The sequence below is a fragment of the Nguyenibacter sp. L1 genome (assembly GCF_035199985.1).
GTDB classification, from domain to species: domain Bacteria; phylum Pseudomonadota; class Alphaproteobacteria; order Acetobacterales; family Acetobacteraceae; genus Gluconacetobacter; species Gluconacetobacter vanlangensis.
Genome location: NZ_CP127015.1, coordinates 1,867,532 through 1,880,842, shown reverse-complemented (window position 1 = coordinate 1,880,842; position 13,311 = coordinate 1,867,532). Strand labels below are relative to the sequence as shown.

Sequence of the window (13,311 nt, the reverse complement as noted above, 5' to 3'; positions counted from 1 at the left end):
AAACCAGGTGCCCGATTTCATCCAAAAATGCGAAGTCATTCTGAAAAGAGACCCCACTCACCTCCAAGCAATGCAGGTGCTGGGAACATTCTACGCTCAACAACAACAGCTTGACAGGGCCATTCCGCTCCTGCGCGTTGCCCAGGAGCGAGATCCCAATAATCCGGCGGGCTTCAATAATCTTGGAATGGCCTTGCAAGGGGCTGGCGAACATGATGAAGCGATCTTCTGCTTCCGAAAAGCGATCGAACTGCGCCCATCCTACGTGATGGCACTGAGTAACTTGGGTACTGCCCTTGCCAAGCAAGGGAACCATGAAGCTGCGATTCAGTCTTACCGGGACGCACTTTCGATAACGCCTAATGATCCCGTTGTTCTCAATAATCTTGGGACAGCCCTGCGGTCCACCGGGCGCACCAAAGAGGCGGTTCTCGAATTTCAAGCGGCTCTTACGTACGCACCCGAGTTCGTTCAGGCCCGACTTAGCCTGGCCATTTCGCTCAGTGACCTTGACCGCCTCGAGGAGGCAATCGCCTGTTACCGAACCATAATACTGCAAGACAATACGAACTTTTCTGTCCATTTCAACCTGGCAGAGCTGCACCAGAAAGCCGGGCAGTACGATGCCGCGATTCGTCATTTCAAATCTGCCTGTGCATTGAAACCTGCCGACGCGATGCCCCACTTCAAATTGGGGGTTGTTTTACAAGAGCTCGGTGACCTCGATGTGGCAATTGATTATTTTCGGCACGCCATAGATATTGCTACTAACTGTCCACGATATTACCTGGCTCTTGCTCAAGCCACTAAGCTGGACGCGGACGACTCCCACTTTTTAGCGATGCAACGATTGGTCGAGGATTCCTCACTCAGTGACAGTGATCGCACTGATCTGCACTTTGCCCTCGGGAAGGCCTTTTCGGATCTCGGAGCGCATCAGCTCTCATTCGACCATTTTCTCACAGGCAACAGGGTGCGTCGCCGCTACCTGACGTACGACGAGAAACCTGCAATCAATCGCGCGAAGCAGCTATGCCAGTCCGTATCGGCCGATACTATCAGAGAGTTCGCCAAGACTGGTCATTCCTCTTCGCTTCCCATCTTTATCATCGGAATGCCGCGTTCCGGCTCGACATTGGTCGAGCAGGTTCTGGCCAGTCATCCCGAAGTGTATGGCGCTGGCGAAATAAGCACTCTCTTCGACACATTTCGTTCTGCAGCATCAAAATTCGATCGATGGCAATCGGTGTCGCCGTTGGAAAACCTGACAGCTGCAGAACGAATGTCTATTTCAGAAGATTATCTCGGTCGGCTTCATAAACTGGTGTCCAATTGGACGCGGCCGCAGACACCAACACGAATTATTAATAAGACGCTGAGTAACTACCAACACATAGCACTCATTTACGCACTATTTCCGAATGCGCGGATTATTCATACGGTTCGAGATCCGATCGACACATGTCTATCATGTTTTTCTACCTTCTTTCATTCTCAAGATTTTACCTTTGATCTGGGAGAATTGGGAAGGCGCTATCGCAGTTACAGAGAATTGATGGATCATTGGCATCGGATACTTCCCAGCGGCACGATTTACGACGTGCGTTACGAAGAGGTCGTCGAAGATCTTGAACAGAATGCACGATCACTGATTGCATATTGCGGCCTCACCTGGGACGACGCTTGTCTGAACTTTCACAAGGCGAAACGGCCTGTTAGAACCGCAAGTGTACAGCAAGTAAGAAAGCCAATCTATCGGAGTTCAGTCGGACGCTGGCGACCGGATGATGCGGTTTTGCGCCCGTTACTCGACGGACTCGGAAGCTATCGCAGGGGTGCTTTGGAAGGAGTGTGACCTCACCACCCGTCAGTTTCATCCGGACGCTCATAATGACGGCATTGGCTGGCGGAATTGGAGGAGTCTGACGATACGCCGCAGACCGCGGGTCAGGTTCGCGGGCTGGCGGCGTGGGCTTTTTTTCGTCCATAGGCGAATGGGTCGTGGCATCCCACAGGCCGGTGGAGACGGCGAAATACAGGGCGATGCTCATTACCAGCACCAGTCGGCCAAGACGTTCGGGCGTACGCAATTGACTGTGTTCGAGGCCGAAACCGTGCGACTTGCAGTCGGAGAACATCGCTCGATGCCCCATCGGGCGCTGATACCGGCGCCCCATACCGATAGGCAACTCTGGATGTGATGGGGTCGTAAGTGAAAGCCGTGGCGGAAAAGTGGGGCAACAGCACGTCCGTCCGCATCCCAGCGCCGGTCATGGCTGCAGAGGGACTGAAGTTGGATCAGTCGCTCGATGTTCGCGAGGAAAGCGGGCGCGTGGGACAAGGGCACCGCCGCCGCCGATGTGAAACGGAATGTTACGCCACACGATTCGGTCGCCGTCCGCCAAACCGGACGCCAAAGTTGCCCTCATCCCCGCTTCCTGCCATGCAGGCGCCATGACCAAGGAGCAGGATTTCGAGATCTTCCTGGCCGCCGCCCCGGGCCTGGAAGACGTGCTGTGCGGCGAGGTACGGCTCAAGGGCTTCAAGCAACCCCGGGCCGTGCCCGGCGGCGTCGTCATCCGGGGCGGCTGGCCGGAGGTCTGGCGCGCTAATCTGTGGGTCCGCGGCGCCGGCCGCGTCCTGGCGAGGATCGAATCCTTCCCCGTCACCCACCTCGCGCAGCTCGACCGCCGCGCCCGCCGCGTGCCCTGGGCCGAAATCCTCCGCCCCGACATCCCCTTCCGGGTCGAGGCCTCCTGCGCCGGTTCGCGCATCTACCACGCCGGCGCGGCGGCCGAGCGGATCGAAACCGCCATCCGCGAAACCCTCGGCGCCCCCCACGCGCCGGATGCCGGCATCCTGGTGCGTGCGCGCATCGAACAGGATCTCTGCACCATCAGCGTCGACACCTCGGGCGACCTGCTGCACCGGCGCGGACACAAGCAGGCCGTCAACCGCGCGCCGCTGCGCGAAACCATGGCGTCGCTCTTCCTGCTGCAATGCGGCTATAACGGCGCCGAACCGGTGCTCGATCCCATGTGCGGTTCCGGCACCTTCGTCATCGAGGCCGCGGAAATCGCCTCCCGCCTCAATCCCGGCCGCTCCCGTCATTTCGCCTTCGAACAGCTCGCCACCTTCGACGCCGAGGCCTGGCAGCGCATGCGCGACGTGAAAAGCGCACGCATGCCTGCCGCCCGCTTCTACGGCAGCGACCGCGACGCCGGCGCCATCGTCATGAGCCAGGCCAACGCCGAACGCGCCGGCGTCGCCGCCTGCACCGAATTCCGCGTCGCCACCATCAGCGACCTCGCCCCGCCCGCCGGCCCGCCCGGCCTCGTCATCGCCAACCCGCCCTACGGCACCCGCATCGGCGACAAACAGACCCTGGCGCCCCTCTATCGTACCCTCGGGCAGACCCTGTTGCGCCGCTTTGCCGGCTGGCGCGTCGGCATCGTCACCAGCGAACCCTCCCTGGCCTACGCCACCGGACTGCCCTTCCTGCCCACCACCGCGCCGGTCCCGCATGGCGGGCTGCGCGTGTCCTTGTTCCGGACCGCGCCGCTGTAACCGCCCAGGTCGCTACCCAGGGCGCTGCCCCGGCCCCCGCCGAAGGCCGGCGGCCTTCGAAACCCGGTTCTGGCTACTCCCGCGCCCGCAAGGCCTGTTCCAGAATCCCCATCCCCTCGTCGATCAGCGCGTCCGACGCGGTCAGCGGCACCAGAATGCGCACCGTCTCGCCCTGCACCCCGCATGACAGCACGATCAGCCCCAGCTCCGCCGCCCGGTTGCAGATCGCGGCGGCGCCGCCCGCGCGCACCGCGCCGTCCGGCCCCTCCAGGATATCGAACCCGATCATCGCCCCCGGCCCGCGCGGCGCGCCGAACGCCACCAGGTCCGCCCGGCCGCGCCACGCCTCCAGCGTTGTGCGAAGGCGCGCGCCGATCGCGCGGGCCCGCTCCACCAGCCCTTCTTCTTCAATCACGTCCAGCACCGCCAGCGCGGCGGCGCAGGCGACCGGCGCCCCGGCATAGGTGCCGCCCAGCCCTCCGGGCCCGACCGCATCCATGATCGCCGCCCGCCCGATCACCCCCGACAGCGGAAATCCCCCGCCCAGCGACTTCGCGACACAGACCAGGTCCGGCGCCACCCCCGACAAGGCGATGCCGAACAGGCTCCCCGTCCGGGCGAAGCCCGTCTGCACCTCGTCGGCAATCAGCACGATCCCATGTCTGTCGCAGACCGCGCGCAGGGCCCGCAGCAATTCGGGCGGCGCCACGCGGAACCCGCCCTCGCCCTGCACCGGTTCGATGATGATGGCGGCCACCTGCTCCGGCGCGATGTCGGCGGCAAAGACCAGCTCCAGCGCCCGCAGACTGTCCGCCACGCCGATCCCGCCGGCAGGGAAGGGGACATGGAAGATCCCCGCCGGCATGGTGCCGAACGGCGCCTTGTACGGCGTCACCTTGCCGGTCAGGGCCGAGGCTAGCAGCGTGCGCCCATGAAACCCGCCGGCAAAGGCGATCACCCCGCTCCGCCCGGTGGCCGCCCGGGCGATCTTCACCGCGTTCTCGGTCGCCTCGGCGCCGGTGGAAAACAGGATGGTCTTGGCCGGGCCGGGAAAGGGCGCCAGCGCGTTCAGCCGCTCGGCCAGCGCGATATAGGGCTCATAGGGCGCCACCTGAAACGCGGTATGGGTAAACAGCGCCATCTGCCGCTGCACCGCATCCATCACCTTGGGATGCCGATGCCCGACATTCAGCACCGCGATCCCGCCCGCGAAGTCGATGAAGCGCCGGCCCTCCACATCCCACAGCTCGGCATTCTCCGCCTTCGCGGCATGAATCGCTGTGGCGCTCGCCACGCCGCGCGGCACGGCGGCCGCGCGCCGGGCCAGAAGATCGGAATTGCTCGGTGCCATCGCTCTTAATCCCTGCAAGACGAGCCGCCACGCGGCCGGACTGTCCGGCTTCTACGTCCTGCCGCGCCGGCGCGGGAGACGCCGAGTTGGCGACACTGGTGACGTCCGGTCACCATCCTCCACCGGACCGCCCGCCGCGAACCGCGCAACCCGCACGCCCGATATGTGCCCAATATGCGCCCAATATGCGATGACGAAATCGAATCCCTGCTGATGCAGAAAACGAACTACGAGGAACCGGCCTTCCGCGGCCGCGCCGGAACCTGGTTCCGGGTCGTTTGTCACGAGAATTTGTTCCGGACTTCGCGACCTTACCATCTTGTAAACGTGTACCGTTTCAAAACAACATGGCGGCGAATGCCGGGGGCAGCACCTCTGGGGCGACACCCCCGGCAACCGTAAGACCAAGACGCACAAGCCGCTTTCCAAATCCCCGTCACGCAACCCCCTACGCCGCAACCAGCAAGACGACCTCCCGTTTGATGGGCCCGGCGCCCGGCACCGGTCTTCTCTTCGACGATGTCCTGACGACCCAAGAACAATAATCTCACCGTCCGGCGGCTCCCGGCCGTCCGGATATTCAGCCCCCTCGCGATACCGCAAGACCCACAGGCATGATGTTCACCAGATCGCTCGCCCTTCTGGCGCGCTACGCGTTGATCGCGTCGGCGTTGCTGGGTTTTTTCGCCGGCCGTCCCGCCCACGCGCAATATCGCGGCCCGATCTCCGCCACCGCCCCGACCTTCTCGCTCGACACGCCCACCGCCTATGAAAACACGCCCTTCACGCCGCCGGTCGAGCACATGTACCAGCCCTGGGCCAACCTGGTGAAGGACCTGAACCGGCGGGGCATCGGCATCGTCGTCGATTATACCAGCGAAAGCGCGCTCGCCCTGGATGGCGGCAATGCCGGCGACGCCGGATACGCCCATCAGATCGGCGTCGAACTCGACCTGGACTGGAGCAAGCTGGTCGGCTGGCGCGGCTTTACGACCCATGCGGTGGCGGTCAACCGCGCCGGTCACAACATGGCCGCCGATTTCGGCGACCGGTCCCTGAACGGGTTTCAGGAAATCTATGGCGGCGGCGGCAATGTCGGCGTCCACCTGGTCTATGTCTACGGCACGCAGGATCTGTGGGGCGGACGGCTGCAGATCGCGGCGGGCAAGATGCCGGTCAATATCGATTTCTCCGCCTCGCCTTTGTTCTGTACCTTCATGAACAAATCGATGTGCGGCAACCCGAAATCCCTGACCCGCGGCGACCCGGGCTACGGCACCTATCCCGGTTCGACCTACGGCACGCGCTTTCGCCTCTGGCCCATGCACGGCATGTATGTTCAGGCGGGCCTGTACGGCGTCAATCCGGATCTCAACACCAACAGATATGACCGCACCGGCTTCAATTTCAGCACCAATCGCTATACGGGCATCTATGTCCCGGTCGAATTCGGGCTGATTCCCACCTTCGGGCCGCACAACCTGGTCGGGCACTACAAATTCGGCGTCGCCTATGACGACGCGAACTATGCCGACAATTATCTCGACATCTACAACAACCCCGCCCCCCTGACCAGAAAGCCCTTCCGCACCGACAACGGCAAGACCCAGATCTGGGTCGAGGGCGACCAGATGCTGATCCGCAACGGGCACGGCCCGCTGAACGGGCTCTATGTCATGGCCGGCCTGGTCCGCAACGATCCCAGGACCAGCGCCTATCTGTACCAGTTCTACGGCGCGCTGGTCGACCGGGGCATATTCCACTCCCGTCCGCAGGACACGTTCGGCATCGAACTGTCACGCACCACCGCCAGCCCCGACCTCGTCGCCGCCCAGCGGATCGATTACGCGCTGGGCAGAAAACTGCCCGGCAACACCACCTATCCGCAAAGCCACCTGACGGTGCTCGAAGTCACCTATAGTTTTCACGTCACACGCGGCCTGTCCATGCAGCCGGACTACCAGCGCATCATGCGCCCCAACCTGCAGCGCAACAAACCGGCAATCGACGCGATCGGTCTCAAGGTGCACGCGGTATTCTAATTCCCGCCACGGACCCCGCGGGGCCCGTGGCGTCCCGCCCTCAGAACGAGCGGATGCGGCTGCGCGGCGGCCGCGGCCCGCGCGGCCCCTGACCTTGGCCTTGGTCCTGGCCCTGCGCCCCGTCGCCGCGCCCGCGCGGTCCCTGTTCCTTCAGGGCCGGCGCGGCCGCCAGTTCGGCCTCCAATTGCCGGATCCGCTTCTGCACGCTCTCGCGCAGGGTCGGGGCGGTATGCGACTTCATCGCCGCCAATGTCTCGCGCAGGTCACGCAACTGCTTCTGCTTTTCCGCGTGCGTACGCCGGATCGGCTGGTTGTCGGACATCTGGCCGTGGAATGCGCGCATGATGGTCGTCCATTCAATCAGTAAGTCGTTAGTGAGTACAATCGGTAAAAAACAAACAACGTTCGGCTAGCACACGGGGCCGGGGCCCGAATTGTCACGGATCAAGGCGCGGGCTCGTCTCCTGGCCGGCACATGGCGCCGTCCGCGATCGGATGCCCCCCTGCGTCTATAACGCGTCTATAAGGGGACGTGCCTGTCCGGCGTTCCACACATCTACGCCCCAGAACGCCTACGTCCAGAAACGTCTACGTCCCAGAACGCCTGCGTCCCAGACTACCGCTCCAGACCACGCCCTCCGGACGGCGCGGTCCAGGCTGCGCCGCTCAGACCGCGTTCTGTTTCAGGATGGCGCCCAGCGCGTCGACCAGGATCCCGCACTCCGTGTCGGTCCCGACCGTGATGCGCAGCCACGCCGCGATCCTGGGGGTCCTGAAATGCCGCACGATGATCGACCGCTCCCGCAGGGCAGCGGCCAGAAAGGCGGCATCACGATCAGGATGGCGGACAAACACGAAATTCGCCTGCGAAGGCAGAACCTCGAACCCCAGGTCCCTCAGGCCGGATGTCAGCCTGATGCGTGATTGTATGATCTTTCCCGTGGTCCGTGCAAGCCATTCCCGGTCCGCGATCGCCGCCGCCGCCCCCGCCTGCGCCAGCCGGTCCAGCGGATAGGAATTGAAACTGTCCTTCACCCGGTTCAGCGCCTCGACCAGTTCGGCCTGGCCGATCGCATAGCCCACGCGCAACCCCGCCAGCGCGTGCGATTTCGACAGGGTGCGGATCACCAGCAGGTTCGGAAAATGCCGCACCAGCGGGATCGCGCTGTCCGCGCCGAAATCGACATAGGCCTCGTCGATCACCACCACCCGGTCCGGATGCGCCCGCAGCAGCGTCTCGATCCGCCCCAGCCCCAGCGCGATGCCGGTGGGCGCGTTTGGGTTCGGCAGCACGATCCCCGCGCACGGGCGCAGATAATCCGCCACCTCGATCCGCATCGCGTCGTCCAACGGCACCGGTTCGTGCGCAATGCCGTACAGCCCGCAATAGACCGGATAGAAACTATACGTGATGTCCGGCGTCAGCAGCGGCCCCTCATGCTGCAGCAGCGCATGGAACGCATGGGCCAGCACCTCGTCCGACCCGTTGCCGACGAAGATCTGGTCCATCTCCACGCCATGGGCCCGGGCGATCGCGGCGCGCAGCCCCTCCGACGTCGGATCCGAATACAGCCGCAGCGTGTCGTCGGTGGCCGCCCGAATCGCCTCCAGCGCCCCCGGCGGCGGCCCATAGGGCGATTCGTTGGTGTTCAGCTTGATCAGGTTCGTCAGTTTCGGCTGCTCGCCCGGCACATAGGGCGTCAGCTTGTGGACGACGGGGCTCCAGAAACGGCTCATGTCAGATTCCGCGGCTCAAACGACCGCTCCTTACTAGAATATCCCGCCCCCCGGCGAAACAGACCAGGGCGAAGCAAACGCACACGAAACAGACCCGGGCGAAACACACCCGGGCAAAACGGGCCCGGACGCAACGGGCCCGGGGCGGATCAGGCCCGGGCGATCAGGCGGGCCGCCGCCGCGGCATCAGCGCCACGATGGCGGCCTGCCCCTGGCGTTCGGCGATGCTCCGCGCGCTGTTGCCCTCGCCGTCGCGCCGGTCCGGATCGGCTCCGCATTCCAGCAGATAGGCCACCATCGGCGTGCGGTTGAACATGGTGGCGAACATCAGCGGCGTCCGTCCCACCAGGTTCGGCGCGTCGATCTCCGCCCCGGCCGCCACCAGCCGCCGCGCCACCGCCACTTCGCCCTTGAAGGCCACGCCGGCCAGCGCCGTCGCCCCCTTGTCGTCGCGCAGATCCACCTGAGCCCCGCCCTCCAGCAGGCACGACACGGTCTCCAGATGGCTGTTGTACGCCGCCAGGATCAGCGCCGGATAACCGCGCCCATCCCGGGTGTCCGGGTCCATCCCCGCCTGCAGGAACTGCGCCACCAGGTCGGCCTGCCCGTCGCGCGCCGCGTCCAGAAAAAGCTGGGCAATCTCCTCCGGGCTGTAGCGCGGCGTCTCGCCGGGCGGCGGGGCAGGGGACGTATCGCTCAGGGACGTATCGCTGGGGGACGTATCGCTCGGAGACGTATTGCTCGGGGGCGTATTGCTCGGGGGGGCATCGTTCATCGTAACCTCACCAGGGACCATGCCGGGCGGCTGGTCCCGCCGGCTCTTCCTACACCGACCCTACAACTTGCGGCGCCGCGGCGCGAGGCACCTCCCGTGTGGCGGCGAAATCGCGGCATTCCCCATGGCCCAGCGTCACGAACCGCCCGGGCTCCAGTCCCTCGGCGGCGCAGGCGGCGGCCAGCCGGCTCAGCGGCTCGCCGATCGGCTCGTCCGTCAGGCGGAACGTGCCGAAATGCATCCCCACCGCCTGCCGCGCCTCCAGCGCGCGAAACGCCGCCACCGCCTCCTCGGGCGTGGTATGGACGTCCGCCATCAGAAAGCGCGGCTCGTACGCGCCGACCGGCAGCAGCGCGATGTCCGGCGCGCCCAGCCGCGCGCGGATGCGCCCCCAATGGCGCCCATGCGCGCTGTCCCCGGCGAAGAAGATCGCCGGCGCCTGCGCCGCCCCCGGCGACGCGGGCCGGATGTCGAACCCGCCCCACAACGCGCGATCGCGGTCGAAGGGCGTGCGGGCCGATCCGTGCCGCGCAGGCGTGCAGGTCACGCGCAGCCCCCGGACCGCACTCTCTTCCCACCAGTCGCACTCGATGACGTCGCGCAACCCGGCCTTGCGCAGATGTCGCGCATTGCCCACCGGGGTCATCACCCGCGGCGCGTCCCGTTCGGCGAAGAAGGCCAGGCTCGGCAGGTCCATATGGTCGTAATGGCAATGCGAGACCAGGATCAGATCCACCCGCGGCAGCGCCGCCATGCTGCGCCCGGGCGGCCGCACCCGCCGCGGCCCGGCCCAGCGCACCGGCGAACAGCGCGCCGAGAACACCGGATCGGTCAGGATCGTCACATGCGACCCGTCGCCCGCCGGGACCCGCAGCAGAAAGCTGCTATGCCCGATGAAGGTGATCCGCGCATGCCCCGCTTCGGGCGGGGCGTGCGGGTCGCCCGCCGGCGCCGGGTTCTCCAGCCGGTCGGGCCAGCCGCTCGGCCGCCCGCGCCGCGCCCATTGCCAGCGCAGGATCGACAGCAGCCCGATCCGCGGCAACGCCCGCTCCGGCGCCCCGTCCGGCACCAGGTCGGCGGGGTTGAAGAACCGGCGCCCGTCGCAATGATCCGATATGGGCAGATCCGATGCAGGCAGATCCGACATGGGCAAACTGGCAGGCGGCATCCGGGAACCTCCCAAGGCAACGCCAACTATGCGCGCGCCCGGCTGGCGCGTAAACGCGCGCCGCCGCGTGGCCGTCTCCCGCGGCGCGCCGTATCGGCCACCCGCGCGCGGGTTCGCCCGGTCGAGCACTCGTGAAGATCGGGGGCTGGAATCCCACGCCTACCCGGCCTCTAATGCGCGCGAGACACGAGTTTCGTGCCGCCAGGTGGCTTGCCCCCGGTGGGACGTCATGAGATTGTGCGGCGAAAATTCATCCGGCCCAGGCGGCCTATGCCGCGGCCGGATGACAAAAAAATGACGATCAGGGTCCCCTCGCGGGGCAATTCCCCTTCCTCGGCGCCGAAGCATGCCCGCGTGTGCGGGAATGAACCGCGCGCGGCGCAAGGGACCGTGGGACATGGCCCTGGTCGGCTTTAAGACGGGGCAACAAAATGGAGAAGGCGGCTTAATGCGTTCCATACACACCCAGCCAGTTCGGGCCTTTGAAGGCGGGGCGGCGGGTCCGTCCGCCCAGGACCTGCTGTGCATCAACACCATCCGCACCCTTTCGATGGACGGCGTCCAGAAGGCGAATTCCGGCCATCCGGGCACGCCGATGGCCATGGCCGCCCCGGCCTACGCGCTGTGGCAGAACGTCCTGAATTACGATCCGGCCGATCCGCTGTGGCCCAACCGCGACCGCTTCGTGCTGTCGATCGGCCACGCCTCGATGCTGATCTACTCGCTGATCTACCTGGCCGGCGTCCGCGACGTGAAGCACGGCACCGTGCTCGACGCCCCGTCCCTGACTCTGGAGGACCTCAAGCAGTTCCGCCAGCTCGACTCGCGCACCCCGGGCCACCCGGAATATCACCACACCGCCGGCGTCGAAACCACGACCGGCCCGCTGGGCCAGGGCTGCGGCAACTCGGTCGGCATGGCGATCGCCGAAAAATGGCTGGCCAACCGCTTCAACAAGCCGGGCTTTCCGCTGTTCGACTATCATGTCTACACCTTCTGCGGTGACGGCGACATGATGGAAGGCGTGGCCAGCGAGGCCGCGTCCACCGCCGGCCACCTGCGCCTGGGCAACCTGACCTGGGTGTACGACAGCAACCGCATCTCGATCGAAGGCTCGACCGACATCGCCTTCACCGAAAACGTGCAGAAGCGGTTCGAGGGCTATGGCTGGCACGTGCTCGAGGTCAAGGACGCCAACGACCTGCCGGCTTTCCAGGCCGCGCTGGCCGATGCCAAGGCCGAGACCGGCCGCCCGACGCTGATCATCGTGCATTCCGTCATCGGCTGGGGCGCGCCCAAGAAGGCCGGTACCGCCGCCGCCCACGGCGAACCCCTGGGGGGCGAGGAAATCCGCGGCGCCAAGAAGGCCTATGGCTGGCCCGAGGACCAGAGCTTCTTCGTCCCCGACGGCGTGCTGCACCATTTCCAGCAGGGCCTGGGCGCGCGCGGCGCCGCCGCCTCCAAGGCGTGGAAGGACCTGTACGCCGCCTACGCCAAGGAATATCCCGAACTGGCGGCCGAACTGGCCGACATCCTGTCCGGCACGCTGCCGGCCGGCTGGGACAAGGACATCCCGGTCTATGAGGCGAATCCCAAGGGCATCGCCACGCGCCAGAGTTCGGGCGAGGTCCTGAACGCGATCGCCCCGAACTTCCCCTGGCTGATCGGCGGCTCGGCCGACCTGTCGCCCTCGACCAAGACCAACCTCACCTTCCAGGGCGCCGGCTCCTTCCAGCCGCCCGAATGGAACGGCTCCTATGGCGGGCGCAACCTGCATTTCGGCGTGCGCGAACACGCGATGGGCTCGATCTGCAACGGCATCTCGCTGGCCGGCATCCGCGCCTACTGCTCGGGCTTCCTGATCTTCTCCGATTACATGAAGCCGCCGATCCGCCTTTCGGCGCTGATGAACCAGCCGGTCATCTACATCTTCACGCACGACTCGATCGGCGTGGGCGAGGACGGGCCGACCCACCAGCCGATCGAACAACTGGCGCAGCTCCGCGCCACCCCCGGCGTCACCACGATCCGTCCCGGCGACGCGAACGAGGTCGCCGAGGCCTGGCGCACCATCCTGCCGATGACCGGGCGTCCGTCGGTGCTGATCCTCAGCCGCCAGAACCTGCCCACCCTCGACCGCACGGTCTACGCGCCGGCCTCCGGCCTGGCCAAGGGCGCCTATGTGCTGGCCGATAGCGACGGCACGCCCGACGTCATCCTGATGGCCACCGGCAGCGAGGTCTCCCTCGTGGTCCAGGCCTATGAGACGCTGAAGGCCGAAGGCGTGAAGGTCCGCGTGGTCTCCATGCCGTCCTGGGACCTGTTCGAGGCCCAGCCCAAGGCGTATCGCGACAGCGTCCTGCCCCCGTCCGTCACCGGCCGCGTCGCGGTCGAAATGGCCGCGCCGATGGGCTGGGACCGCTATGTCGGCCTCACCGGCGCCATCATCGCCATGCAGGGTTTCGGTGCCTCGGCCCCCGCCGGCGAATTGCTGAAGAAATTCGGCTTCACCGTCGACGCCGTGCTGGCCGAGGCCCGCAAGCAGGCGGCCAAGGCGTGATGTCCGGCCGGGGCGCCCGCCACGGTACGGCGGGCGCCCCGGCGCATTTTTTGACGTTTCGCGACTGATGACTAGATAAGGCGGGGGTTCGGCCGGCCGGCCGGGTACAAC

9 protein-coding genes are annotated in these 13,311 nt (G+C 65.7%); 4 read left to right on the top strand and 5 right to left on the bottom strand.

Features of this window, described 5'->3' with window-relative positions; genetic code table 11:
• Positions 1-7: 7 nt before the first annotated feature.
• Positions 8-1,855: a sulfotransferase gene (locus QN315_RS08565; RefSeq protein ID WP_323992964.1), complete on the top strand. Its 1,848-nt coding sequence runs from the start codon at positions 8-10 to the stop codon at positions 1,853-1,855.
• A 599-nt stretch (positions 1,856-2,454) separates the two neighbouring features.
• Entirely contained in the window at positions 2,455-3,567 is a 1,113-nt protein-coding gene (locus QN315_RS08560; RefSeq protein WP_323992962.1) for a class I SAM-dependent RNA methyltransferase, read from the top strand.
• Positions 3,568-3,640: 73 nt separating this feature from the next.
• Here QN315_RS08560 and gabT read toward each other — a convergent pair whose 3' ends face one another.
• Positions 3,641-4,918, bottom strand: a complete 1,278-nt coding sequence (gabT, locus tag QN315_RS08555; RefSeq protein WP_323992960.1) for a 4-aminobutyrate--2-oxoglutarate transaminase — start codon at positions 4,916-4,918, stop codon at positions 3,641-3,643.
• Between the two features lie 614 nt (positions 4,919-5,532).
• On the opposite strand from gabT, the gene QN315_RS08550 reads away from it, so the two are divergent.
• Positions 5,533-6,960: a carbohydrate porin gene (locus QN315_RS08550; RefSeq protein ID WP_323992958.1), complete on the top strand. Its 1,428-nt coding sequence runs from the start codon at positions 5,533-5,535 to the stop codon at positions 6,958-6,960.
• Positions 6,961-7,000: 40 nt separating this feature from the next.
• Here the strand turns inward: QN315_RS08550 and QN315_RS08545 are convergent, their stop codons facing one another.
• The 4 genes from QN315_RS08545 to QN315_RS08530 form a co-directional block, all read right to left on the bottom strand.
• On the bottom strand, positions 7,001-7,303 hold the full coding sequence (locus QN315_RS08545; protein ID WP_323992956.1) for a hypothetical protein: 303 nt from the start codon (positions 7,301-7,303) through the stop codon (positions 7,001-7,003).
• A gap of 323 nt (positions 7,304-7,626) precedes the next feature.
• Positions 7,627-8,697 carry a histidinol-phosphate transaminase gene (gene hisC, locus QN315_RS08540; RefSeq protein ID WP_176640966.1) on the bottom strand — a complete coding sequence of 357 codons (1,071 nt, stop codon included), beginning with the start codon at positions 8,695-8,697 and terminating at the stop codon, positions 7,627-7,629.
• A 163-nt stretch (positions 8,698-8,860) separates the two neighbouring features.
• Positions 8,861-9,472 carry an ankyrin repeat domain-containing protein gene (locus QN315_RS08535; RefSeq protein ID WP_323992954.1) on the bottom strand — a complete coding sequence of 204 codons (612 nt, stop codon included), beginning with the start codon at positions 9,470-9,472 and terminating at the stop codon, positions 8,861-8,863.
• 49 nt (positions 9,473-9,521) lie between these two features.
• A complete protein-coding gene (locus QN315_RS08530) occupies positions 9,522-10,619 on the bottom strand; it encodes an MBL fold metallo-hydrolase (protein ID WP_323992952.1) in 1,098 nt (365 codons plus the stop codon).
• A 469-nt stretch (positions 10,620-11,088) separates the two neighbouring features.
• Here QN315_RS08530 and tkt point away from each other — a divergent pair, with 469 nt between their 5' ends.
• Entirely contained in the window at positions 11,089-13,200 is a 2,112-nt protein-coding gene (gene tkt / locus QN315_RS08525) for a transketolase (protein WP_323992950.1), read from the top strand.
• Positions 13,201-13,311: the final 111 nt, after the last annotated feature.

Excerpts from the sequence above, each read along its gene's own strand:
- gabT (WP_323992960.1), bottom strand. The coding sequence starts at position 4,918 with ATGGCACCGAGCAATTCCGATCTTCTGGCCCGGCGCGCGGCCGCCGTG.
- tkt (WP_323992950.1), top strand. The coding sequence starts at position 11,089 with ATGCGTTCCATACACACCCAGCCAGTTCGGGCCTTTGAAGGCGGGGCG.
- QN315_RS08530 (WP_323992952.1), bottom strand. The coding sequence starts at position 10,619 with ATGTCGGATCTGCCTGCATCGGATCTGCCCATATCGGATCATTGCGAC.
- QN315_RS08535 (WP_323992954.1), bottom strand. The coding sequence starts at position 9,472 with ATGAACGATGCCCCCCCGAGCAATACGCCCCCGAGCAATACGTCTCCG.
- QN315_RS08550 (WP_323992958.1), top strand. The coding sequence starts at position 5,533 with ATGATGTTCACCAGATCGCTCGCCCTTCTGGCGCGCTACGCGTTGATC.
- hisC (WP_176640966.1), bottom strand. The coding sequence starts at position 8,697 with ATGAGCCGTTTCTGGAGCCCCGTCGTCCACAAGCTGACGCCCTATGTG.
- QN315_RS08545 (WP_323992956.1), bottom strand. The coding sequence starts at position 7,303 with ATGCGCGCATTCCACGGCCAGATGTCCGACAACCAGCCGATCCGGCGT.
- QN315_RS08560 (WP_323992962.1), top strand. The coding sequence starts at position 2,455 with ATGACCAAGGAGCAGGATTTCGAGATCTTCCTGGCCGCCGCCCCGGGC.